The following is a 21,513-nucleotide window of genomic DNA, read 5'->3' as shown; positions in this document are numbered from 1 at the left end:
TGGGGTCAGACCCCTTTGCCGAGGCAAAGGGGTCTGACCCGATCTAACCCGATGATCATTGCCCCAACGTGGTCATGACGAAATCGACGAAGCACTGCAAACGGGGGCGCGGGCGTCGATCGGGCAGGTAGATCAGGTGCATCGGCCGCGGTTCCGGCAGGTAGTCGCGCAGCAGTGGTTTCAACCGCCCTGCCGCGATCTCCGCCGCCAGCAGTGCGGTGGGCTGCAGTACCAGCCCGGCCCCGGCTACGGCGGCTTCGCGCAATGCGAAGCCATCGTTGCTGCTCAGCCGTGCCTCCCAGTCGACCTGTTCGCCGTTGGCCAACTGCCAGCCATGCCCGCCGCGCCAGGCCAGATGGCTCAGGCAGTCGTGCCCCTGCAGGTCATCCGGTGTTCGCGGCGTGCCGCGCCTGCGCAGGTAAGACGGCGCCGCGCACAGGCTCATCGCATACGGCGGCAGCGGCCGCGCCACCACCTCCTGCGATGGCAACGGCCCGACCCGGATCGCCGCGTCGAAGCCATCTTCGATCAGGTCCACGCGGCGGTTGCTCAGGTCCAGCTCGATATTCAACTGCGGCTGCGCGCGCAGCAGGCCGGCCAGCTGCGGCGCCAGCACGCAGCTGCCCCAGGTGGTGGGCGCGCTTATCCGCAACAGGCCACGCGGCTGTACCTGCAGGCCGGCCACATCGGCCTCGGCCTGCTGCACCTGCTCCAGCACCTGCCGGCACCCGGCCAGGTAGGCGCTGCCGGCTTCGGTCAAGCGCTGGCGGCGGGTGTTCCGTTGCAGCAACGCGGTGCCCAGATGTGCTTCCAACTGCTGGATGTACTTGCCCACCATCACCGCCGACACCTGCAGCTGTTCGGCGGCGCCGGCGAAGCTGCCGCGCTCGGCCACTGCCACGAAGGCCTGCATGCAGCGAAGGGTATCCATTGCTAATCCAGAGTTAGGAATCTGCAAATCATACGCCGCTTACCTAACCACGCTGTGACGGCGCAGACTGCGCTCACTCCCACACGCAAGGAACGGCCATGAAGATCCTCCTCGTCGGTGCCAGCGGCACCCTCGGCCAGGCAGTCGCCCGTCAGCTCGGCCAACAGCATCAGATTCTCGCCGCCGGCCGCCGCAGTGGCGAACTGCGCGTGGACCTGACCGATGACGCCAGCGTCGCCGAACTGTTCGCCCGCACCGGTGCAGTCGATGCGGTGATCTCCACCACCGGCTCGGTGCATTTCGGACCGCTGCAGGAGATGACGCCGGCACAGTTCAACAGCGGCCTGCAGGACAAGCTGCTGGGCCAGGTGCGGCTGGCACTGGCCGCCCAGCACCACCTCAATGCCGGTGGCTCGATCACCCTGACCAGCGGCATCATCAGCGCGCAGCCGATCCGCGACGGCGTCAACGCCACCGCAGTGAATGCCGCACTGGAAGGCTTCGTGCGCGCCGCCGCACTGGAGCTGCTGCCGCGCGGCCTGCGCATCAACGTGGTCAGCCCGAACGTACTGATCGAATCAATGGCGGCCTACGGCCCCTACTTCCCGGGCTTCGAAGCGGTAAGCGCACAACGCGCCGCACTGGCCTTCCAGCGTGCAGTGGAAGGCATCCAGAGCGGCGAGACGATCACGGTCTGGTAAGAAAAAGGGGACGGAGGGGATCAAGTCGTTTTCGTCCGCCGGGCATGGCCCGGCGCTACCGGGAGCGCGTCCCCTTTTTCATTCCCAGCGCATCGGGCCATCGCCGCGTTCGCCGAGAACGTCGCCAGGGTTGGCCAGGCGGCAATGCTGCAGTGACAGGCAGCCACAGCCGATGCAGCCGGTCAGTTCATCGCGCAGCAGCTGCAGCATGTGGATGCGCTCTTCCAGCTCGGTGCGCCAGCGCGCGGACAGCTTGGCCCAGTCAGCCTTGGTCGGTGCACGGCCTTCAGGCAGGCTCTCGAAGGCGCGGCCGACCGCTTCCAGTGGCATGCCCACCCGCTGCGCAACGCGGATCACCGCCAGCCGGCGCAGCACGTCGCGGCTGTAACGGCGTTGGTTGCCCGAGGTGCGCAGGCTGCTGATCAGCCCCTTGCGCTCGTAGAAATGCAGTGCGGAAACGGCCACGCCACTGCGCTGGGAGACCTCGCCAACGCTGAGTTCCTGGGATGCCATTGCTTGACCTCAACTATAGTTGAGGTGGCATGCTGCTATCTTCGCCGCCCGTTGACAAGCGCGGCCCGCCCCTGACCGGTATGACCCCGACCCTCTCTCCCGCCGACACCCGCCTGCCGGCTGACACATCGATCCTGTCCGCGCGCTACCGCGCCACCACCCTCGGCATGGTCGCGCTGGTCGCGCTGCACGCCTTCGAAGCATTGGCCGTCGCGGCCGCGATGCCCACGGTGGCCGAAGCACTCAGCGGCCTGCGCCTGTATGCGCTGGCCTTCGGTGGCACACTGGCCACCAGCGTGATCGGCATGACCCTGGCCGGACGCTGGGCCGACCGCCAGAGCCCGGCACGGCCGCTGTGGTACGGCCTGGCCTGCTTCGTGCTGGGCCTGCTGCTGGCCGGCTTCGCCGTGCGCATGGGCATGCTGGTGGCCGGGCGCCTGCTGCAGGGCCTGGGTGCGGGCGCGATTTCGGTCTCGCTGTACGTGATGGTCGGCCGCAGCTACCCCGAGCACCTGCGGCCGAAGGTGTTCGCGGCATTCTCGGCGGGCTGGGTGGTGCCCTCGATGGTCGGCCCGGCGCTGAGCGGCCTGATCGTCCAGCATCTCGGCTGGCGCTGGGTGTTCCTGGCGGTGCCGCTGCTGGCAGTCCCTGCTGCCCTGTTGCTGCGGCCTGCGCTGGCGCGCATGCAGCCCTCCGCCGACAGCAACGACGACGAGGGGCGCGGCAACGTCGTACGTTGGGCCAGTGGTGCATCGCTGGCGGCGCTGCTGCTGTACTTCGGCGGCCAGCAGCACGGTCCGACCGCCCTGCTCTGCATCGGCGTGGCGATGCTGGCGCTGCTGCTATGCGTGCATCGCCTGCTGCCGGCCGGAACGCTGATCCTGCGCAGGGGCCTGCCCAGCGTGATCGCACTGCGCGGCATCGCCGCCGCCGCATTCTTCGCCTGCGAAGCCTACCTGCCGCTGCTGCTGCAGCGCGAACGCGGGCTCCCGCCCAGCTGGGCCGGCGCGGTGCTCAGCCTCGGCGCACTCGGTTGGTTCGCCGGCTCCTGGCTGCAGGGTCACCAGCAGCGCGGCTGGTCACGCCAGCAGCTGCTGCGCGTCGGCACGGCGATGATGACGGTCGGCATCGCCGCAACGCTTGCGGTGTTGTTCAATGCAGTGCCATTGCCGGTGGCCCTGGTGGGCTGGACGGTCACCGGTTTCGGCATGGGCATGATCTACGCCAGCCTCTCGGTACTCACGCTTTCGCTGTCAGCAGCGCATGAGCAGGGTGCCAACACGTCGGCCCTGCAGCTGAGCGAGGCCCTGTCGGTGACCACCGCGCTGGCGGTCTCCGGTGCGTTGTTCGCGCTGTTCGTGGAAAGCGCGCCGCACACCGGCTACCTGCTGTGCCTGGCGATCACCTTCGGCCTGGCGGTGCTGGCCGCGGTGATCGCGCGGCGGGTGTAGCGTCGCCCGGTTTCGGCAGTGTCGGCCGCTGGCCGGCACCATCACGGGATTCCCGCGTGCGCGGAGAGTGCCGGCCAGCGGCCGGCACTACCGGGTCCCCGTCCCCCACGTCATCGATATCCCGGTGCAGGATGCGCCGCACTTCCAGCACCGCTTGCGGGGTCTCCTGCACGCTGTGGCCGGAAATGATCACCTTCTCCGACTGTGCACCCGGCAGGTGCGCACTCCAGTACGGCACCAGTCCGTCATCGGACTTGTCCACCGGCAGCTCCGGCTTGCGCTGGGCGATGATCGAGTGGTACTTCAGTCCCGCTTCGATCGGCAGCTGCGCTGCGGCCTTGACGAACGGATCGCTGGCCTTGAGGTTGTCGATGCTGTTGGGAATCTTCGGCTTGGCCGTGCCATCGACCTGCTGCTCGGCCTGCGCCAGCGCCATGAACACGTCCTCGAACTTGCCGAGAATGGTCAGCGGCAGGCGCACCAGCCGGCCCAGCAGGCGCCCGACCTTGTTGCCGGCGATGTCCGTGCCCTGGTGGGGAGCGGCGATGAAGATCGCACGCTCCACGTTCGGCTGTGCCTTGAAATGCAGCAACGGCCCCAGCTTGTTCTGCACGCGCTTCAGACGCTCGCCCTTCAGGTCATAGTTGGCCAGCAGGTCGTTCCACAGCACGTCACCGGAATCGCTCACCAGCAGCCGCGCGAGCACGCCGCCCATGCTGTGGCCGATGTAGACCATATCCTTCGATGCACGCGTGCTGCCATTGGGATCGAAGTGCTTCAGCGTGTCGTTGAACGCGTTGGCGATCTCGTAGCGGTTCAGCGCGATCGGTGCGTTGGTCGGGTAATAGACCTGCCACACCTGGAACTGCTGGCGCAGCTCGGGGTCGCCCATGATCTCGTTGGCCAGGTTCACCCAGGCTTCCGGGCTGCTGGCCAGGCCGTGTAGCATGAAGATGATGCGGCGGTTCGGGTCCCACGGTTGCATCAGGTAGATGTGTGGCTCGCCGATGCCCTCGCTCATGCCGAACAGGGTGCGCAGTGACTGCCGGGCGAAGCCGCTCTGGGCAAGCCACAGGCCGTAGGCTGCGGTGAAATTGCCGGCCAGCGGCACCTGCTCGCCGTGCAGGGTGATGCGCTCGGTGGCTTCCGGCGAATAGGCATCCAGTTCAACCCGGCGCGTCCGCATCACATCGTCCAGGCTGCTGCCTTCGAAACGCAGCAACGCGGTGACGTTGATCGAGGACATCTCGCTGAACTCGGGCACCGAATCGTCATGCCGGTGGCGACGGCCACGGCGTGCGCCCTCTTCGTCATCCTGCGGTGTCTCGGCCTTCGGGCCCTCAGGCGCGATCACCGGTGCGACCAGCTTCGGCGGGTCCATCACCATCACCAGCTCGGCACCGAAGCCATCACGGCGATAAGTACTGCGCAGCCCGACGAAGCTGACCGTGCCGGCCGGCACCAGCTGTGCGGGAATGCTCTTCAGGTTCAGCTGCTGGTAGTTGGAGGCCAGCGACCAGCTGCCAACCGCGATCGGCTTCGTGTAGTCCTCGCCAGCCAACGCAGCGGCGCGCGCGCGGACGAACAGCACCACCGCTGCCTTCTCGGCGGCGTAGTTGTAGTAGTCGCGCACCTGTGTCTGCCGGTCCTCGAAGGCACGGTCGGACGGCGATCGGCCGCTGTAGAACAGGTAGGCATAGGCGTAGCGCGCGGCTTCCAGCCAGGCGTCCAGCGCTGCGTCGCTCATCGGCGGATCACCGGCTGCGGTCTTCTTCGGCGTCAGCGCCAGCGCGGCCTTCACCCACAGTTCGGACAGCGCCGACAGCCGCTGCTCGACATTGAGATCGTCGGTCATCAGCAGCGTGCTGCGGCAGACCAGGAAGTCCTTCTCGCACTGCGATTCGTCCAGGCCTGCCGCGCTGAGCGTCTCGCGCGCGGCGGGGCTGAGCTTGCCGGTATTGAGCACGTCGGCACGCTTGTTGACCAGCGAATCGCTGGATTTGACCTGCTTGACGGTGACCATCGCGCAACCGCTGCTGCCCAGCAGCAGGAAGGCGGCGAACAACACCGGCAGCGCACGCTGCCAGCGGATCAGGAGGAGTCGAGTCATTACTGCGGGTCCTGCTCGGTGCCAGGCACGCCCTGGCGGATCACGGTGGAGAAGTGTTCGCCGCTGCCCAGGTCCAACGCACGCTGGGTGATGCGGCCCTTGTCGTGCAGCTCGGCGTACGGCACACCCGGGGTCAACGCACCCACTTCCTGTGCGTACTCGGCCAGGTACCCGGACAGCAGCAGGCGATAGTCCAGCGGCAGGCGCGGCGCGATATGGCGGGCCAGGTCGAAGACGATGGTGGTGCAGTTGCTGGTGAGCGTGTTGTAGAAGCCCGGCTTGGCATCCAGTTCGCGTGCCTGTGCGATGTACGCGGCAAACAGCTCCTTCAACTGCGCGCGGTCCATGCCATGCAGGCGGTACAGGTAGACGTCCTCACCGCGCGCATTGGTGCGGGTGCGGATGATGTCGGTTTCCTCCGCGGCCACCAGGGTCATCTCGAACCTGCGGAAGAAGCCGCCCAGTGCCGAGAACGATTCGCCGCGCTCCTTGCGGATCTCCAGCGAGAACACCACGTGGCGCCCATCCTCGAAGCCAAACGAGATGAGGGTGTGGGCGATCGCCGGGCCCATCCAGTACGACAGCACCAGGTCGGCCGAGCGCAGCTGGTCAAGATCGTACGCGCGGCGCACCCAGTGCGCGTCGTAGTCGGTTTCGCTGCGCCAGGTGAAATCACGCACGTTGTCGAACACCACGTGGCGCCCGTCGAAGGACACCACATGCAGGCGCCGGGCCACGTCGTCGGCCCATACGCGGTCCTGGCGCGGGGTCAGCAGCAGCCACCAGAGGCCAGCCAGCGCCAGCGAAGCGCCGAACGCCAGGCCCAGGCGACGGCTGCTGCGGCCACGCGCGACCCGCCACGAGGCCCACAGCGCAGCCAGCAGCCACAGCACGGCAATACCGTTCGCCAGCCAGCCCGGCCCGGGCATCTGGTAAGCCAGCAGCCCGGTCACCCACAACGCTGCCAGCGCCATGGCACTTCCTGTCATCCAACGTCCTGCGGCTCTCACTGGCATCCTGTCGCGGTCCCGAAGCCGCATAGTTAGCCACAAGCGGGTTCACCGTGGCATCTACGGCCCGTTCAGGCACGCCGGCGCACCGTCTGCGGCGGCCCCGCGGCCAGATGAATCACACAGGAGCAACGATGGGCATCACTTCCGTGGCCGGCGTTCCGGTCCAACCCCGGCACCGCGCAACCTGTCACTGCGGCACGGTCGAGCTGCTGCTGGACCTGCCGGACGGGATCGTCGATCCCCGCCGCTGCGACTGCTCGATGTGCCGCCGCCGTGGCGCCATCGCCGCCAGCGTCCCCCGTCAGGGCCTGCAGGTGGTGCGCGGGCAGCATCACCTGCAGAAGTACCAGTTCAACACCCATGTGGCGGAGCACTACTTCTGCGGCGTGTGCGGCATCTACACCCATCACCGGCGCCGCTCCAACCCGGACGAGTACGGCTACAACGTGGCCTGCCTGGAAGGCATCGACCCGTTCGCGCTGGGGGTCATTCCGGTCAGCGACGGGATCAATCACCCGTCAGACCGCAGCGACTAGTGGCGCGTGCGCCGCGGCGGCGTGGCGATCTTCTGCCAGGGCGCCATGCCGCTGCGCCCCGCCCGCGCGGGTCGTTTCAGCCAAGGCCGGCGTGGCGGCACCTGCGGCGCATCCGCGACTGGGGGAGGAAGCGGTCGACGGCTGGGCCAGAGATGGTCGAGCAGCCACATGGCGGGTCTCCGTAGGGGACGGGGACGATCAACATTAGACCTGGGTGGGCATGCGCGGTGTGAGCGGAAGACGACAACGGGATGACGGCGGAGGGGGCGATGAGCCTGCTACGCCGTATGCTCGGCCAACATGCCTTTGCGTTTCCGCAGCAACAGGTGCAACAACACAGCACACACAGCCGTCAGCAGCGCCAGTACACGCAGCAGTGTTGCCAGCGCCTTGGCGCTGACCTGCTGCAGCTGCTCAGCGCTCATCGCCGGCAGCAGTGCCGCCGCCTGGTCGCGGGACCCGCTCGCCAGATAGGCACCGGCACGCGCCAACGACGCGGGCGATGCCCCATGCAGCTGCTGGTCGACCACCATCGCCAGCAGCGCCGTCACTGCGGCCAGGGCGATACCTTCGCCTGCTACCCGCACGGTTCCGAAGATGCCGGCGGCCATGCCCGCACGCTGTACAGGCACCACGCTCACCGACAGCCCATCCATCAGCCCCCACGGCAAGGCCGTGCCTGCACCGACCCACATCAGCAACGGCACCCACTGCGAGGGCGACGGATGCGTCGCATGGCGCGACAGCAGGTACAGGCCAGAGGCGCACACCAGCAGCCCCAGCGTGCACAGCCGTGCGCTTCCAACGCGTTCCGCCCAACGCGCGGCCAGCATCGGCAGCATCAGCATCGGCGCGGACAGCGCCAGCATCTGCAGTCCCACCAGCGTCGTGCTCTGGCCATGCACGCCCAGCAGTTGCAGAGGCAACACGACCAGCAGCACCACGTAGCCCAGGCAGGTCGCCACCGGCAGCAGCTGGACGCCGAGAAACGCCGGTTGCCAGAACAGTGAGAGGTCCAGCAACGGGGAAGGATGCAGCCGTTCGGTACAGACGAACGCGCCGCCCAACAGCAGCGTCGCCAACAGCGCCAGCTGCACGCGACCGGCGTGCAGGCCGTACTCTCCCAGCCACAGCAGGGCCAGGGTCAATGCCGCCAGCATCAGGCTGAAGCCCAGCATGCCGGCGATGTCCAGCCGTCCGCGCTCGCCCCGGCTTTCGGGCAACGCGCGCGCGGCCAGGGCGAACGCCGCCAACGTCAGCACACCGCCCGCAGCGAACACGCTGCGCCAGCCCAGCGCCTGCAGCAGCAGGCCCGCGAGCAGCGGCCCCAGCGCCAAGCCCGCACCGAATGTCGTGCCCAGCAGGGCGAAGACACGGGCACGCCTCGGTCCCTGCCAGCCCTGCGCCAGCGCAGCGGTGCCCGAGGCCAGCGCTGCGGCGGCGGCCACGCCCTGCAGGCCGCGCGCCAGATCCAGCCACAGCAGCGTAGGCGCCAGGCATACAGCGGCCGTCGCGACGGTGAAGCCGGCCGTGCCCAGCAGGAACATCCGCCGTCGGCCATGGCGATCAGCCAGGCCACCGGCAGCGAGCAGCAGGCTGCCGAAGGTGAGCATGAAGGCGTTGGTCACCCAGGCCAGCGCAGTGGGCGATGCCACTGCGGAGCGGGCCAGCACCGGCACCGCGACGGCACCGGCGGTGAAGGACAACGGCAGCGCCAGCGCGGCCAGGCAAACCGCAAGCAGCGTCCAGCGTTGCGGCGTCTGGGCAGGTACAGGGAACGTCGAATCCGGGGCCATGCGGGCCTCCTTCCATCAGGGGCATTGATGATGAGCGGGCCGTTATTCCTGAAAAACAGGCTCTATGGACGTTGATTGCGGCCATATGTTCCGCAATCATGTCGGTCATGGACTCCATCTCTGCTCTGCTCGCCTTCGTCCGAACCGCAGAGGCGGGCAGCATCGTCGGCGCCGCCCGCGTACTCGGCCTGTCCGCCTCGGCGGTAGGCAAGCGCATCGCCCGCCTTGAACAGAACCTGGGCACCCGTTTGTTCCAGCGCACCACCCGCCGCGTGCACCTCACCGACGAAGGCGAACTGCTGCTGCAGCGCTGCCGCCGCGCACTGGATGAACTTTCCGAAGCGCAGGCGGACCTGGCGCAACGACAGCACGCTCCAAGTGGGCTGCTGCGCATCGGCCTGCCCACCATCGGCTACCGCTTCCTGCTGCCGGTGTTGCCCGGCTTCCAGCAACGCTATCCGCAGGTGCAATTGGAACTGGAGTTCAATGACAGCATCGTCGATGTGGTCAGCGAAGGGCTGGACGCGGTGATACGCAGCGGCGAGCTGGCCGATTCCAGCCTGACCGCACGGCGACTGGGCGACTTTCGTTTCATCCTCTGTGCGGCACCGGGGTATCTGAAGGCGCACGGCATTCCCGGCGATGTAGGCGACCTGCGCCTGCACACCGCGCTGCGCTTCCGTTACCCCACCACCGGAAAACTGCATCCGTGGCAGCTGCCGGGCATCGAAGGCGACGCCGGGGCGCGCCTTTCCACGGCGATGACCTGCAACAACATGGAAGCCGTGCTGGCCGCTGCGATCGGTTGCATGGGCCTGGCCTGGATGCCCGACTTCCTCGCCGCCGACGCGCTGGCCGACGGCCGCCTGCAACAGGTGTTGCCCACACTACCTACGCGCCAGGGCCAGTTCTCGCTGCTATGGCCCGGTGGGCGCCATCCCAGTGCACGCCTGCGGGTGTTCATCGACTATGCCGTCGCGAACCTGTTCCAGAACGCCTCATAAAAAGGGGACGGAGGGGATTAAGTCGTAATCGGCCCTACTGTGCCCGAAACGACTTAATCCCCTCCGTCGCCTTTTTCCCTGGGCGCTGGCGCTGCGTTGAGCTGGTAATGCGCGACCAGCGCATCCACCACCGCGCGCACGCCCGGCAACTGTCCACGACGATGCGGCAGCAGCACGCTGGTGGTCACTTCGCCGGCATGCCACGCCGGCAGGACCTGCTGCAGGCGGCCGGCCGCAATCGCTGCGGCACACAGGCTGTGCGGCAACACCGTGATGCCAAGGCCCGCTTCGGCCGCCGCGACCAGAAGCTGCGACTCATTGCCGACCAGCGCCACCTGCGGTTCCACCTGCACGGTGCGGGCGTCGGTGCCGTGCAGTGTCCAGCGCGTTGCGTGGCGCGCCGTCAGCAGGCCGGCATGCGCGCTTAGCTGCTCGGGCGTATCCACTGCTGGCGCGGCTGCCAGATAGCCAGGCGACGCCACCAGCACGATGCGTTCTCTACTCAGCGAGCGCTGCACCAGACCGGAATCCGGCAGCGGACCGAAGTGGCTGCGCAAGGCAATGTCGATGCCTTCCTGCGCCAGGTCGACGAAACGATCACTCACTTCAACTTCGATGCGCAGCCGCGGATAGCGGCGGGCCAACGGGGGCAGGCACACGGCGAGCTCGCCCTGCACCACCGGAATCGAAGCGCTGATGCGCACGGTGCCACTCGGTTCGGCCTGGCGGTCACGGACGATGGCCTCGGCGGACTCCACCTCGGACAACGCCGCGCGTGCGCGATCAAAGAACGCCTGGCCGACTTCGGTCAGCGCGAAGCGGCGCGAACTGCGTTGCAGCAGCCGTACCTCGAGGTGTTCTTCCAGCAGCGCCACGCGCTTGCTCAACGTCGAGCGCGGCAGGCCCAGATGGCGTCCGCCTGCTGCAAAACCGCCCTGCTCCACTGCGGCCACGAACAGGGCCAGATCGTTGAGGTTGAGCATGCGCAACGTCCACAGGTATGGACTTCAGGATGCCATTCGAACCGCTTCCGGGGCAATGTCCACGCAGGCACGCTTTCCTCACCCGCCGCATCGCGGCTTGAACCGGAAACCAGCCATGACCCCGATCCTCTTCTACGGCGTGCCCTCGGGCTGCTCGTTCGGCTCCATCGTCGCGCTGGAATGGTTGCGCCAGCCGTATCACCTGTGCCGTATCGACATGCCCGGCCAGGTGCAGGGCGAAGACTATCGCCGCCTCAATCCACTGGGCGAAACCCCCACTCTGCGCACCGCGCAGGGCGAACTGCTCAGCGAGAGCCTGGCCATCCTCAACCACCTGGCCGCCAAGGGCGTCGCGCAGGGGCTGGGCTTCGCACAGGGCACCTCCGGCTTCGACCGCCTCAACCACCGGCTGGCCTATCTCAACACCAGCTTCTTCGGTGCCTACGCCCCGCTCTGGCACGCGCTGGAACACGCCGAGGGCGATGACGGCAAGGCGCTGCGTGCCTATGGCACCACCAAGGTGCGCCAAGCCCACCAGGCGCTGGAGCAGATGCTCAGCACAGGCCCGTGGCTGCTGGGCGAGCAGCGCAGCTTCGCCGACGCCTACTTCGCCGGCATCGCCCGCTGGAACGATTACCACCAGGTGGTCGACCGCCGCGAGTTCCCCAGGGTGCAGCAGCTGTTCGAGCGCCTGCAGGACGACGCCGGCGTGCAGTTCGCCCACGCCGTCGAAGCACAGCGGCCGGCTACCAGCAGCGGTGGCTTCCTCGGCGAGGTGCGGCTGGAAGACGTGCTTGAGGCCGCGGCGGCCTGAGTCCTGCCCTGCCTGTGCGGCAGCGGCGCGCAATGCCTCTTGCGCGCCGCGCTACAGTGGTATGTCCCCTGCTGCAGGAATCCGCGCATGTCCACGTTCTCCGATCCGCAGGCGGTGGCCCGCTATGCCGAAGCACCGCTGCGCCAGGTGCCCGGTTTCCTCGCCCTGCAGCAGATGAGCCGCCTGCTGCTGGCCGAACGCGTTCCCGCGCAGGGCCGCGTGCTGGTACTCGGTGCCGGGGGTGGGCTGGAGCTGAAGGCCTTTGCCGAGGCGCAACCGGGCTGGCAGCTGCTGGGCGTGGATCCGGCCGCGCCGATGCTCGCGCTGGCCGAGCAGACACTGGGCCCGTTGAACGCACGCGTTGAGCTGCTGGAAGGCTACATCGACGATGCCCCGGACGTGCGCTTCGATGGTGCCAGCTGCCTGCTGACCCTGCACTTCCTCGATGCCGCGCAGCGCCTGCACACGCTGCGCGAGCTGCACAGGCGCCTGCAGCCCGGCGCACCGCTGGTGGTGGCCCACCACAGCGTGCCGCAGGATCCGGACGGCAAGCTGCGCTGGTTGCAGCGCTACGCCGCGTTCGCCGAAGCCTCGGGTGTTGCCCACGCCGATGCACAGCGCGCGATCGACGCCATTGCCGAGCGACTGCCACTGCTGGCGCCCGAACAGGAAGTGGCGCTGCTGCAGGAGGCCGGCTTCGACGGCGTGGAGCTGTTCTATGCAGGCTTCAGCTTCAGGGGCTGGGTGGCGTACGCCGGGTGAAGCCTACGGCACCACGGTGATGCCGATGCGCTGCATCAACAGCGCCACCTGCTGCAGATCCAGCGTGGCGCCACGCAGGTTGGTGCTGCGCAGGTCCAGCTCACCCAGCTCCGAGTGGTCAGGTCACAGCCGGTGAAGTTGGCGCTGTTCCAGTCGATGCCCTCGAACTGGCCGCCGGACAGGTCCGAGCCGGCGAAGCTGGCGCCGCTGACGTTCGCACCATCCCAGCGGTTTTCCCACAGTTCGCATTTCTCCAGCGTCACCCGCGAGAAATTGGCATAGCGCAGGTTCGACTTCTTGATGAAGGCGCTGCAGAACCCGCTGCGCGGGGTGATCTGGTTCATGAAGCTGGCGCCGCTGAAATCCGCGCCCTGCGCGCGGCACTCGCTGATTTCCAGGCCCAATGCCTTGACGAAATTGAAGTGGCACATGCTGATGTCGCAGCTGCGGAAGCTGGCTTCCTTCAGCGTGGCGCCATTGAAGCGGCAGCCGGTACGGCTGTCGGCATCGTAGAAACTGCAGTTGATGAACTCGGTGCCGGTCAGGTCCACGCCGGAAAAATCGCACTCGTGGAACTGCTGATCGACCACTTTCTGGCCGGTGTACTGGTCCGCGCCGATGCGCAGCTTGCGGTGAACGGTGTGGGACATCAGGGATTCCATGCCAGGAGTCCCGCCATCATGCCGGGCCGCGAGGGCGATCCATAGACGTGGGCGCGGGCGGATTCACCGGCAGTCCAGCCGCCCCGTGCCCCCCAATACCGGATGCACGGTGTTGCACGTTACTGCACGAACGTGCAGACTTATGGCATGAGCTCAGACCCCAGCCCCCTCCCCGCCCAGCGCACCCGGCAGATCCTGGAGGAACTGCGCCAGCAGGGGCGCGTGGTCGCTGCCGAACTGGCGCGCCGCTATGCCGTCTCCGAAGATTCGATCCGCCGCGACCTGCGCGAGCTGGCCGCACAGGGCCTGTGCCAGCGTGTCTACGGCGGCGCCGTGCTGCCGCCGCCCAAGGAACGCCCGCTGCGCGAGCGCCTGACCCGCGACCGCGGCGACAAGGCCGAGCTGGCCGCACGCGTGTGCGCGTTGCTGCAACCCAATCAGGTTGTACTGCTCGATGCCGGTTCAACCAACCTGGCGATCGCCCAGCAGCTGCCGCCCGCTCTCGGGCTGACCGTGATCACCAATGCCCCGCAGATCGCCACCGCCGCCAGCGCGCTTGAAGGCACCCTGGTGCAGCTGATCGGCGGCCGCTTGGCCAGCGGCGGCGGTGCGGTCGGCGCAGAAGCACTGGGCCAGGTGCAGCGCCTGCGCGCCGACGTGTACCTGCCCGGCCCCTGCGCGGTGGACGGCGATACTGGTGTATGGGCAATGGATGCAGAAGAGGCCACGCTGAAGCGCGCGATGGTCGCGTGCAGCAGCCGCGTCATCGTCGCCGCCACTACTGAAAAGCTCGGTGCCCGCGGCCACTGGCAGATAGCCAGCCTCGACGAGATCGACGACCTGGTGCTGACCACCACCGCACCGCCCGCATTGGCGGCACGCTTCCGCGCCGCCGGCATCGCGGTACACACCACTCCGCCCTGACCGTACCGCTCATGTCCGTTGCCAACCGCGCGCGTGCCGAACAGCACGCGACCCGCGCTGCGTTCTTCATTCCCGGCTTCGCCACCGCGCTGTGGGCCACCCTGGTGCCGTTCGCCAAGGCACGCACCGGGATCAATGACGCCACGCTGGGGCTGGTGCTGCTCTGCCTCGGTGCCGGTTCGCTGCTGGCGATGCCGTTGTCCGGTGTGCTGGCCGCGCGCCTCGGTTGCCGCCGGGTGATGGTGGCCAGCAGTCTGCTGATCTGCCTGACCGTGCCCAGCCTGGCCCTGGCCGCTTCGGCCTGGACACTCGGGCTGGTTCTGTTCGTGTTCGGCGCCGCCGTGGGCGCGATGGACTGCACGATGAACGTGCAGGCGGTCATTGTCGAGCGCGAAGCACGGCGCGTGATGATGTCCGGCTTCCATGCCTTCTTCAGCATCGGCGGCTTCCTCGGCGCGGCCACCATGACCGTGCTGCTGTCTGCCCATCTGCCTCCCTTGGTATCCGTGCTGGTCGGCGTTGGTGCCATGCTGCTGGTGATGCTGCTGTCAGCGGCGTACTGGCACAGCGAACGCATGCCGCATGACACGCCCATGCTGGTCCTGCCGCACGGCATCGTGCTGTTCATCGGCGTGCTGGCGTTCGTCGCCTTCCTCGGCGAAGGTGCGATGCTCGACTGGAGCGCGGTATTTCTCAGCGACGTGCGCCGCGTCGATGCCAGCCTCGCCGGCATCGGCTATGTGACCTTCACCCTGACGATGACCGTCGCGCGCCTGTTCGGCGATCCACTGGTGGCACGCGTGGGCCGCCAGCGCGCGATCGTGTTCGGCGCGTTGCTCGCCGCCGCGGGCGTACTGGTGCTGACCCTGGTCACGCCGTGGCAGGCGTCGCTGGCGGGCTATGTGCTGGTCGGCCTCGGTTGCGCCAACATCGCCCCCGCACTGTTCTCGCTGGCCGGCCACCAGACCCGCATGCCCGGCGCACTGGCGATCACTGCCGTGTCCACGCTCGGCTTTGCCGGCATCCTTGCCGGGCCGGCGCTGATCGGCTTCGCCGCAGATCATTTCGGACTGATCGCCGCGTTCATCGGCGTGGCCACGGCCTTGTTGCTGGTGGCCGTGTCCACGCGTTGGCTGCAGGTGTAGCGCGGCGCATCAACGCCGCCTGCGGCGCAGCTTCATCCGCACGCGCCGGTAGCCGATCACCGTCGCCGTGGCGCACAGCGCGGTGCCAGCAGCGCTCAGCAGCAGCAACACCGCCAACCGGACACCTTCCTGGCGCAGCATCGCAGGCAGATCCCAGCTGTGCAGGAAGTAGAACAACCAGCGCCCCACCCGCTCGCGATGACCCATCGTCAGCAACGGATCGCCCGTAGCCAGGTCGAGATAGACGCGCGTCGCCTCGGCATCACCGAAGTCCACCACGGCCACCGGGAAGCGGCGTACCGCTGCACCATTCATGGCCTCGGGCGCACGCGGATAGAAGTACGCATCCGCTGCATGCTGCACCACGAAGACCTGCATCGGTGCATCGGACAACGCACGCACCTTCTGCTGCAGCCAAGCTGCCGGCAGCAACCGCGTAACCTGCAGATGCCCATTGCTGCCGGACACGATGCGAGTTTCACCCCGGCCGTCCAGCAGTACCGCGAACAGTTCACCACTGATCCGTCGCCACTGAATCTCCACCGGCTGGAAGCGCGCGGCTTCGGCCACTGCCAGAAGCGTGTCAGGATCACCCAGCGCACCGTCCACCGCCACCGCGCCGCCACGGTAGTGCTCAACATCGATCGCCTCCCGCGTGCTGCTGAAGACGCCCAATGGATTCATCGACATCAGGCCGCTGAAGATCCAGGTGAACACGAAGGCCGCAGCACACAATCCGATCAGATGGTGCCAGCGCATCCACGACTCCACGTACGGCGTCTTCGCACCGGAACGATAGTGCCCACGGAAACGCCAGCGCCACACTCCCACCACGATGCCGCTGATCACCGCCACCGTGCACATTGCGGACAGCACGATCACCACCCACGTCCACACCGGGTCGACCGACTGCATGCGCAGGAAGTACAGCCAGTGCAGCCAGGCGCCCACATAGTTCCAGCGCTGCTGCACATGCGGGGCGTCCAGCACCACTTCACCGGTACGCGAGGACACATACAGGTCGCCCGGCTGCGCGCCGCCCACCTCGACGCGATAGAGCGGTCGATGCACATCCAATGCGCGCGAATGCGTCCAGCGGTCCTCCTCCACGCGCATCGCTCCCACGAAGGCCGGGCCTACGGCGAACTGTGCAGCGGATGCTTCGGCGCGCTGTGCCGACACCGGCGGCAGCGCCTGACCGGTGTATGCAGACCAGGCCCCCATGTGGCTGCCACTACGCACCACATAGGCGGGCTCGCCACGCAGCGTGGTCAGCGCCACGGCCTCCGGCTCGGCCTGCAGAGCAGCCGGCAGTACAGACAGCCCCTGCAGGTCGCGGGCCTCACCCAGCACTGGCAATGCCGCCAGCCGCTCGCCGGGCGTCAGCTTCGGGTAACCAATGAACAGCATCACCATGCCGCTGACGAACCACAGCAGCATCAGCAGGCATCCGCCGATGCCCAGCCAACGATGCACCAGGTAGGTCCAGCGCTTGGCGGTGGATCGCAGCGACATCGCCAGCGCCCTCAGAAGCGATGGTCGACGGTGAATTCGACGCGCCGGTCCGCCCCCAGCAGCCACTGGGTGCTGGTGTAGTACGCGGTGGCGTAGTACGCCTTGTCGAACACGTTGAACAACCGCGCGGACAGCCGCGTGCGCGGTGCCGCCTGCCAGGTCAGTGCCAGATCGGTGGTGCTGTAGCCGGGCAGCTCCAGTGTATTGGCGTTGTCAGCGTAGCGCTTGCCGACGTAGCGAACGCCACCCGCCGCACTCCATTCCGGTGCGAATTGCCAGCTGAGCCACGCACTGGCCAGGCGCTCGGCTACGTTCGGCGGCACGTTGCCATCACGCGAGACCAGCATCGGCGGCGAACCCGTGGTTTCCAGGAATTCCTCGAACTCGGCCTTCAGCACCGTCGCATTGGCATCGAGCGACCACCGCGGCGCGAACGCCCAGTTTAACGATGCCTCGATGCCGCGTGACGTCTGCGCGCCCACCTGCACCCGGCGATCCGGCACCAGCGGATCACGGCTGAGCAGCCCAGTCTTGCGGATGCGGTACGCCGCCAGCGTCCACTCGCCACCGTCGAAGGCCTGCTTCAGGCCCACCTCGATCTGCCGCCCCTTGGCCAGATCGAACGCTCCATTGGCCGGGCTGATCATCAGCAGCCCGCTGACCGGATCTGCCGCCTGCGAGTACTGCGCATACAGGCTCAGCGTCGGCTGCAGCGCAAATACCGTGCCGGCGCGCCAGCCGGTGCTGCTGTAGGTTTTCGAGAACGCGTTCTGGCCACTGATCAGATCGGTGCGATCGATGCGCGCGCGATCGTGGCGCAGGCCAGCCAGCACCGACCAGCGCTCGCTCAGCGCCAACCGGTCTTCCACGAACAGCGCGTACTGCTCGGCACGGTTGCGATAGCGCGGCAGGTTCGGCGCATCGCTGGCGAACTGCCCCGGGACAGGATCGAACGGATCGACCGGGCCCGAGCTGCCGGCATAGGTGTTATTGGTGTGCTTGAAGTGCGCGCGGTTGGCGTCCAGGCCCACCGCGAAGCTGTTCGCCCAAGCGCCCACATTGCCCTGCGCGCGCAGCGTCGAGGTCAGCCCCGTCTGGTCCTGGTTGTGGGTGATCTGGGTGTTACCCGAGCGGTCGACCAACCCGGTTCGCGGGTTGTAGACATAGGCCTCGGCGTTGCGCCAATCGCGCTGGCTGTCGATCTGGTAGAGGCGCGTGCGCCAGTCAACGTTCGCGTTCGGCGTCCACTGCGCATCGAGCTGCGTCCAGCGGTCGCGGAAGCGGATTTCGCTGTCGTCCACGTTGTAGTTGCGGTGGCGCAGCGCCTCCAGCTGGCGGCCCTCGACCAGCGGCGTGCCGAAGTAGCGCATCGGTTGCTGGTAGCCCTGCGCATGGGTGAGCGTCAGCTGCAGGTCCGGGCGAGCCTGCCACAGCAACGCACCGGAGAACGTCGCATCGTTGTTGCGGCCACGGTCGACCCAGCCACCGCTGTAGTTGCCACTCACATCCAGCCGGTAGGCCAGCCCGGACGCCAGCGCGCCACCACTGCCGAAGCCCAGCCGCGCGGTGTCCTCGCTGCCCACGGTCACGCTGATCTCGTTCTCGATGGCACCGCGCGAGGGCTTCTTCGGCACGATGTTGATCACCCCGCCGATCGCACCATCGCCATGGATCACCGAGGCCGGCCCGCGCAGCACTTCGATGCGCTCGATCGACCAGGTATCGAACGGGAAGGTGATGCCCACGCCGCCGTACTGGCGCAGCCCGTCGTACAGCCGCATCACCGAGGCGCCATCGGTGAAGCCGCGGCTGGACAGCGCACTCAGACCGTTGCCCGGGTGCGGCATGGCACTGATCGCACCCGCCCGGCTGATCGCATCGTTGAGGTTGCTGTCGCCGCGCTGATCCAGCTGTTCGCGCGAAATTACCGTCAGGCTGGCCGGTGTCTGCAGCACGCTCAGGCCCAATGCAGAGCCTGCGCTGGCAATGGAGGACAGCTCGCCGCTGCGGGTGTCAACCACCCGCACGGTATCCAGCGTGGTCGGGGGTGCCGCGTCGGCGGCAAGCAGGGGCGCAGCATGCAGCAGCAGCGCGCACAGGACAGGCAGCGTCGCCCGGCGCAGGCACGCGGGGTTGGGGTTCGTTTTCATTTTTTCACGGCATGCAAGGCCACCCCGCAATGGCAGGGCAGCAATCAGAAAGGGACAGACACGCGCGTGCGGGCACCGGCCGTGGCCGGCAACCTCATGGAAGAACGTTCAATGCAGCGCGCGTGCGGCTCAGGCAGCCATCAGTGCCGGCGGCCCACGCGCGCCCAATGTGCCGCTGATCCGTTGCGGCAACGCCTGCACGGCACCGCGCAACGCGCGGCACACCGGTGACATCGGCGCCAACAGCAGCACGGCCGCCACCAGCAGGGCGATCAGCCGTGCAGCGATCAGGCAGTAATCGCAGTCCACGCCCATCTCATGATCGGCATGCGGATCGGCGGGCGGCTTCTTTGCGGTCTCGCCGTGCGACATCGCCATCGCGTGATGGTCGTGATGGCCTTCCATCGCGTGCTGCGCATGCTCTGCGTGCATTGCGTGGTCCATGGCTGCCACCGGTGCCGCGGCAGCCACGTGACCATGCGCCAGCCAGCGGCTCACCAGCGGGGCGAGCAGCACCAGCAGCATGGCAAGCCAAGCCAGGGCCTGGAACCGGCGGTGGAGGACAGAATGACGCACGCCGCCATTCTACGGGGCCACGGTCAACCTTGGACCGCGTTCAGGGTTTGCCCCCTGCGACACGGTGACGCAGGGGCTCGCCTCGCGCGGCGACATGTGAATGGACCGCACCGCGGTCTCTGCGCTTGCGGGCTCTGCCTCGCCAACGTTAGGGTTCAATTGGCCACGGCAAGGAGCCAGAGGAATCCGCATGACCACCCGCATCACACACTGGCAGCGCATCAGCCTGCTCGGCCTGACCGCGCTGCTTGCCGCCTGCGCCGACAAGGGGCCGCCCCCACCGCCAGAGCCGCTGGAACTCTCACAGCCGATTGCCGTGGACACGCCCGGCCAGCAGGTGCAGTTCGAGTTCGAAACCACGACGCGCAATTTTGCCAGCTACCGTACATATGCGGTGGAGCTGGATCTGCAGCACGTCTCCCCGTCGCCAGATGCTGCTTCTCCGCGCGACCTGCACATTCCTTTACGCGTTGGACTTCAGCAATGGTCCGGCGGCACGTGGCAGTCGCTGGCAAGCCCCGACGCCTACCAGATCGCACAGTCGCAATCTGGCCAGCCACTGCCAGACTGGCACCGCGATGCGGGACTGAACTACGCTCAGACCCAACGAGGCAGCGACGGGGCCTATCGACTCCATGTCGCGTTGCTGCCGTTGCAGGCGCATAGCCGCTATCGGGTCCAGATCAGCACGGTTGAAGACATCGCACCGCTTCGTGGCGCAAGCGCCAGGATACTGATTCACGAATCGCGTCCGCTCGCCAAGTAGCGCAGCGCCTTCGTACACCTTCCAGGAGGATCACACGCACATGGACAAGCCACGCTACATCGTCGATATCGTCATTGCGGCGCCGGGAACACCGCTTCTCGACCCGGTAACGCAGCAGCCGCTGCGTAATCCGGATGGTTCCCCGCAGACATCCGGGCCGGGGCACATGTTCTACGTCCTGCGAGCACCGGGAAAAGATCCGGCGAGCTACGGCTTTGCACCGATCGAGCACGGCAGCATGAACGGACCGGGCGACATCGTGGACAGCGATGCAAAGACCTACAAGAACCCGCATTACACGCGCTCTCTGGAAATCACCGAAGCTCAGTACAACAAGCTCAGAGCGTTCGGCGACGATCCAGTGGCGCACGGCTTCAGCAAGCACTATGCCGACGTGCGCCACAACTGTGTGGACTTCGCCTGGGGCGCATTGAATCATGCCGGCATCCAGCGCAAGCACAGCCTGGACGTGAACAGCATCGGCGGCCCTGTTGGCCAATTGCTGCCAGACGTCCGCATTCCGCTGGGCGTCCAGTCACAGGGCAAGGACGGCTATCGTCCGCTGCGCAACATCCATGGCGTGGACAGCATTGAGCCGCCTTTCCCCAACAGCGAACTCAACCGCACCACCACTCATCCCCTGCCCGAGCGCAGCTTGAAGCAGCGTCTGCTCAGCGAAACCGATGGCATTGATGGCCCCTTGGGCGAGCGTCTGGCTGCGGACGCGCGCGCACCGGGGCACAGCCTTCATGCCTTGGACCAGAAAGTGCGTACCGCACTCGCCCAGGCCAGCGAACAGCAGGGACTGCCCCCCGGACAGGAGCACGAACGACTGGCCGGCCATCTGACCCACGCGGCGGTGCAGGCCGGCTTCAGCGAAAAGGACACGCTGCAGGTGGCATTCAGTTCAAACAGCACCGCCGAGGCACCCGGCTACGTATTCCTGCATCGCAGCGGCGACACCGCCTCGCCGGACCCAGCCGCCAATCGCCAGCGCCTGTCCCTGCTCGATACGCAGCAGGGCGACGCGGATACGCTGTATCAGCAGGCCAATGTGCAGCAGCAATCCCGCGACGCAAGTCGGCTGGCGCAGGACGAGCAACAGGCACAACAGCAGGCGTCGCCGCGCATGGCCTGACCCAGCCGCATCAGGCGCTGACA

17 protein-coding genes and 3 pseudogenes are annotated in these 21,513 nt (G+C 67.4%); 10 read left to right on the top strand and 10 right to left on the bottom strand.

Translation table 11 applies throughout. The features are described from left to right. Window positions 1–55: 55 nt before the first annotated feature. Window positions 56–931, bottom strand: coding sequence for a LysR family transcriptional regulator (locus AC5P8U_RS13855; protein WP_227836593.1), 876 nt, complete (start codon window positions 929–931; stop codon window positions 56–58). Between the two features lie 98 nt (window positions 932–1,029). Here AC5P8U_RS13855 and AC5P8U_RS13850 point away from each other — a divergent pair, with 98 nt between their 5' ends. After that, the gene (locus AC5P8U_RS13850) at window positions 1,030–1,632 is read left to right on the top strand and encodes a short chain dehydrogenase (RefSeq protein WP_005415535.1); all 603 of its coding nucleotides are present in this window, start codon (window positions 1,030–1,032) and stop codon (window positions 1,630–1,632) included. A gap of 78 nt (window positions 1,633–1,710) precedes the next feature. Here the strand turns inward: AC5P8U_RS13850 and soxR are convergent, their stop codons facing one another. Continuing rightward, complete coding sequence (gene soxR, locus AC5P8U_RS13845; protein ID WP_005415534.1) at window positions 1,711–2,145, bottom strand: redox-sensitive transcriptional activator SoxR; 435 nt, start codon at window positions 2,143–2,145, stop codon at window positions 1,711–1,713. 29 nt (window positions 2,146–2,174) lie between these two features. Here soxR and AC5P8U_RS13840 point away from each other — a divergent pair, with 29 nt between their 5' ends. After that, window positions 2,175–3,596, top strand: a complete 1,422-nt coding sequence (locus tag AC5P8U_RS13840; RefSeq protein WP_447897347.1) for an MFS transporter — start codon at window positions 2,175–2,177, stop codon at window positions 3,594–3,596. A gap of 97 nt (window positions 3,597–3,693) precedes the next feature. On the opposite strand, the pseudogene AC5P8U_RS13835 reads toward AC5P8U_RS13840, so the two are convergent. Both AC5P8U_RS13835 and AC5P8U_RS13830 read right to left on the bottom strand, forming a co-directional pair. After that, a pseudogene (locus AC5P8U_RS13835) lies at window positions 3,694–5,706 on the bottom strand (esterase/lipase family protein); the annotation flags it as partial. Continuing rightward, window positions 5,706–6,680: an Lnb N-terminal periplasmic domain-containing protein gene (locus tag AC5P8U_RS13830; RefSeq protein WP_447897349.1), complete on the bottom strand. Its 975-nt coding sequence runs from the start codon at window positions 6,678–6,680 to the stop codon at window positions 5,706–5,708. The pseudogene AC5P8U_RS13835 and the gene AC5P8U_RS13830, both read right to left, overlap by 1 nt. A gap of 170 nt (window positions 6,681–6,850) precedes the next feature. Between AC5P8U_RS13830 and AC5P8U_RS13825 the strand changes: the two genes are divergently transcribed. After that, the gene (locus AC5P8U_RS13825; protein ID WP_072168213.1) at window positions 6,851–7,255 is read left to right on the top strand and encodes a GFA family protein; all 405 of its coding nucleotides are present in this window, start codon (window positions 6,851–6,853) and stop codon (window positions 7,253–7,255) included. Between the two features lie 278 nt (window positions 7,256–7,533). Here the strand turns inward: AC5P8U_RS13825 and AC5P8U_RS13820 are convergent, their stop codons facing one another. After that, window positions 7,534–9,051, bottom strand: coding sequence for an MFS transporter (locus tag AC5P8U_RS13820; RefSeq protein ID WP_088497794.1), 1,518 nt, complete (start codon window positions 9,049–9,051; stop codon window positions 7,534–7,536). Window positions 9,052–9,158: 107 nt separating this feature from the next. On the opposite strand from AC5P8U_RS13820, the pseudogene AC5P8U_RS13815 reads away from it, so the two are divergent. Then, window positions 9,159–10,083 (top strand): annotated as a pseudogene (locus AC5P8U_RS13815) (LysR family transcriptional regulator). 25 nt (window positions 10,084–10,108) lie between these two features. Here AC5P8U_RS13815 and AC5P8U_RS13810 read toward each other — a convergent pair. After that, the gene (locus AC5P8U_RS13810) at window positions 10,109–11,038 is read right to left on the bottom strand and encodes a LysR substrate-binding domain-containing protein (protein WP_088497796.1); all 930 of its coding nucleotides are present in this window, start codon (window positions 11,036–11,038) and stop codon (window positions 10,109–10,111) included. Window positions 11,039–11,153: 115 nt separating this feature from the next. On the opposite strand from AC5P8U_RS13810, the gene AC5P8U_RS13805 reads away from it, so the two are divergent. Together AC5P8U_RS13805 and AC5P8U_RS13800 are read left to right on the top strand one after the other, a co-directional pair. Continuing rightward, window positions 11,154–11,852 (top strand): glutathione S-transferase family protein, encoded by a 699-nt coding sequence (locus AC5P8U_RS13805; protein WP_134970591.1) that lies wholly within the window; start codon window positions 11,154–11,156, stop codon window positions 11,850–11,852. An 87-nt stretch (window positions 11,853–11,939) separates the two neighbouring features. Further along, window positions 11,940–12,614, top strand: a complete 675-nt coding sequence (locus tag AC5P8U_RS13800; RefSeq protein ID WP_111202075.1) for a class I SAM-dependent methyltransferase — start codon at window positions 11,940–11,942, stop codon at window positions 12,612–12,614. A 3-nt stretch (window positions 12,615–12,617) separates the two neighbouring features. On the opposite strand, the pseudogene smqnr reads toward AC5P8U_RS13800, so the two are convergent. Further along, window positions 12,618–13,267, bottom strand: a pseudogene (gene smqnr, locus AC5P8U_RS13795) (SmQnr family pentapeptide repeat protein). 156 nt (window positions 13,268–13,423) lie between these two features. Here smqnr and AC5P8U_RS13790 point away from each other — a divergent pair. Both AC5P8U_RS13790 and AC5P8U_RS13785 read left to right on the top strand, forming a co-directional pair. Next, entirely contained in the window at window positions 13,424–14,200 is a 777-nt protein-coding gene (locus AC5P8U_RS13790; protein WP_447897386.1) for a DeoR/GlpR family DNA-binding transcription regulator, read from the top strand. 11 nt (window positions 14,201–14,211) lie between these two features. Beyond that, window positions 14,212–15,345, top strand: a complete 1,134-nt coding sequence (locus tag AC5P8U_RS13785) for an MFS transporter (RefSeq protein WP_447897387.1) — start codon at window positions 14,212–14,214, stop codon at window positions 15,343–15,345. A 9-nt stretch (window positions 15,346–15,354) separates the two neighbouring features. Here AC5P8U_RS13785 and AC5P8U_RS13780 read toward each other — a convergent pair whose 3' ends face one another. The 3 genes from AC5P8U_RS13780 to AC5P8U_RS13770 form a co-directional block, all read right to left on the bottom strand. Next, window positions 15,355–16,860, bottom strand: coding sequence for a PepSY domain-containing protein (locus tag AC5P8U_RS13780; protein WP_227836587.1), 1,506 nt, complete (start codon window positions 16,858–16,860; stop codon window positions 15,355–15,357). An 11-nt stretch (window positions 16,861–16,871) separates the two neighbouring features. Then, a complete protein-coding gene (locus tag AC5P8U_RS13775; RefSeq protein WP_495214204.1) occupies window positions 16,872–19,010 on the bottom strand; it encodes a TonB-dependent receptor in 2,139 nt (712 codons plus the stop codon). A gap of 129 nt (window positions 19,011–19,139) precedes the next feature. Then, entirely contained in the window at window positions 19,140–19,535 is a 396-nt protein-coding gene (locus tag AC5P8U_RS13770; RefSeq protein WP_252744379.1) for a DUF2946 family protein, read from the bottom strand. 241 nt (window positions 19,536–19,776) lie between these two features. Here AC5P8U_RS13770 and AC5P8U_RS13765 point away from each other — a divergent pair, with 241 nt between their 5' ends. Together AC5P8U_RS13765 and AC5P8U_RS13760 are read left to right on the top strand one after the other, a co-directional pair. Then, window positions 19,777–20,352 carry a hypothetical protein gene (locus tag AC5P8U_RS13765; RefSeq protein ID WP_111190659.1) on the top strand — a complete coding sequence of 192 codons (576 nt, stop codon included), beginning with the start codon at window positions 19,777–19,779 and terminating at the stop codon, window positions 20,350–20,352. A gap of 40 nt (window positions 20,353–20,392) precedes the next feature. After that, window positions 20,393–21,490 carry an XVIPCD domain-containing protein gene (locus AC5P8U_RS13760; protein WP_447897389.1) on the top strand — a complete coding sequence of 366 codons (1,098 nt, stop codon included), beginning with the start codon at window positions 20,393–20,395 and terminating at the stop codon, window positions 21,488–21,490. Window positions 21,491–21,513 lie beyond the last annotated feature (23 nt).

The organism is Stenotrophomonas sp. YJH_SMC_81 (assembly GCF_059370875.1).
The sequence above is the reverse complement of the archived record's forward strand: the minus strand, read 5'-3'. Positions and strand labels throughout refer to the sequence as shown.

Coding starts and splice junctions, on each gene's coding strand:
- AC5P8U_RS13830 (WP_447897349.1), bottom strand. CDS start 6,680: ATGGCGCTGGCAGCGTTGTGGGTGACCGGGCTGCTGGCTTACCAGATG.
- AC5P8U_RS13855 (WP_227836593.1), bottom strand. CDS start 931: ATGGATACCCTTCGCTGCATGCAGGCCTTCGTGGCAGTGGCCGAGCGC.
- AC5P8U_RS13780 (WP_227836587.1), bottom strand. CDS start 16,860: ATGTCGCTGCGATCCACCGCCAAGCGCTGGACCTACCTGGTGCATCGT.
- AC5P8U_RS13840 (WP_447897347.1), top strand. CDS start 2,175: ATGCTGCTATCTTCGCCGCCCGTTGACAAGCGCGGCCCGCCCCTGACC.
- AC5P8U_RS13820 (WP_088497794.1), bottom strand. CDS start 9,051: ATGGCCCCGGATTCGACGTTCCCTGTACCTGCCCAGACGCCGCAACGC.
- AC5P8U_RS13800 (WP_111202075.1), top strand. CDS start 11,940: ATGTCCACGTTCTCCGATCCGCAGGCGGTGGCCCGCTATGCCGAAGCA.
- AC5P8U_RS13850 (WP_005415535.1), top strand. CDS start 1,030: ATGAAGATCCTCCTCGTCGGTGCCAGCGGCACCCTCGGCCAGGCAGTC.
- AC5P8U_RS13765 (WP_111190659.1), top strand. CDS start 19,777: ATGACCACCCGCATCACACACTGGCAGCGCATCAGCCTGCTCGGCCTG.
- soxR (WP_005415534.1), bottom strand. CDS start 2,145: ATGGCATCCCAGGAACTCAGCGTTGGCGAGGTCTCCCAGCGCAGTGGC.
- AC5P8U_RS13770 (WP_252744379.1), bottom strand. CDS start 19,535: ATGCTGCTGGTGCTGCTCGCCCCGCTGGTGAGCCGCTGGCTGGCGCAT.
- AC5P8U_RS13760 (WP_447897389.1), top strand. CDS start 20,393: ATGGACAAGCCACGCTACATCGTCGATATCGTCATTGCGGCGCCGGGA.
- AC5P8U_RS13810 (WP_088497796.1), bottom strand. CDS start 11,038: ATGCTCAACCTCAACGATCTGGCCCTGTTCGTGGCCGCAGTGGAGCAG.
- AC5P8U_RS13790 (WP_447897386.1), top strand. CDS start 13,424: ATGAGCTCAGACCCCAGCCCCCTCCCCGCCCAGCGCACCCGGCAGATC.
- AC5P8U_RS13785 (WP_447897387.1), top strand. CDS start 14,212: ATGTCCGTTGCCAACCGCGCGCGTGCCGAACAGCACGCGACCCGCGCT.
- AC5P8U_RS13825 (WP_072168213.1), top strand. CDS start 6,851: ATGGGCATCACTTCCGTGGCCGGCGTTCCGGTCCAACCCCGGCACCGC.
- AC5P8U_RS13775 (WP_495214204.1), bottom strand. CDS start 19,010: ATGAAAACGAACCCCAACCCCGCGTGCCTGCGCCGGGCGACGCTGCCT.
- AC5P8U_RS13805 (WP_134970591.1), top strand. CDS start 11,154: ATGACCCCGATCCTCTTCTACGGCGTGCCCTCGGGCTGCTCGTTCGGC.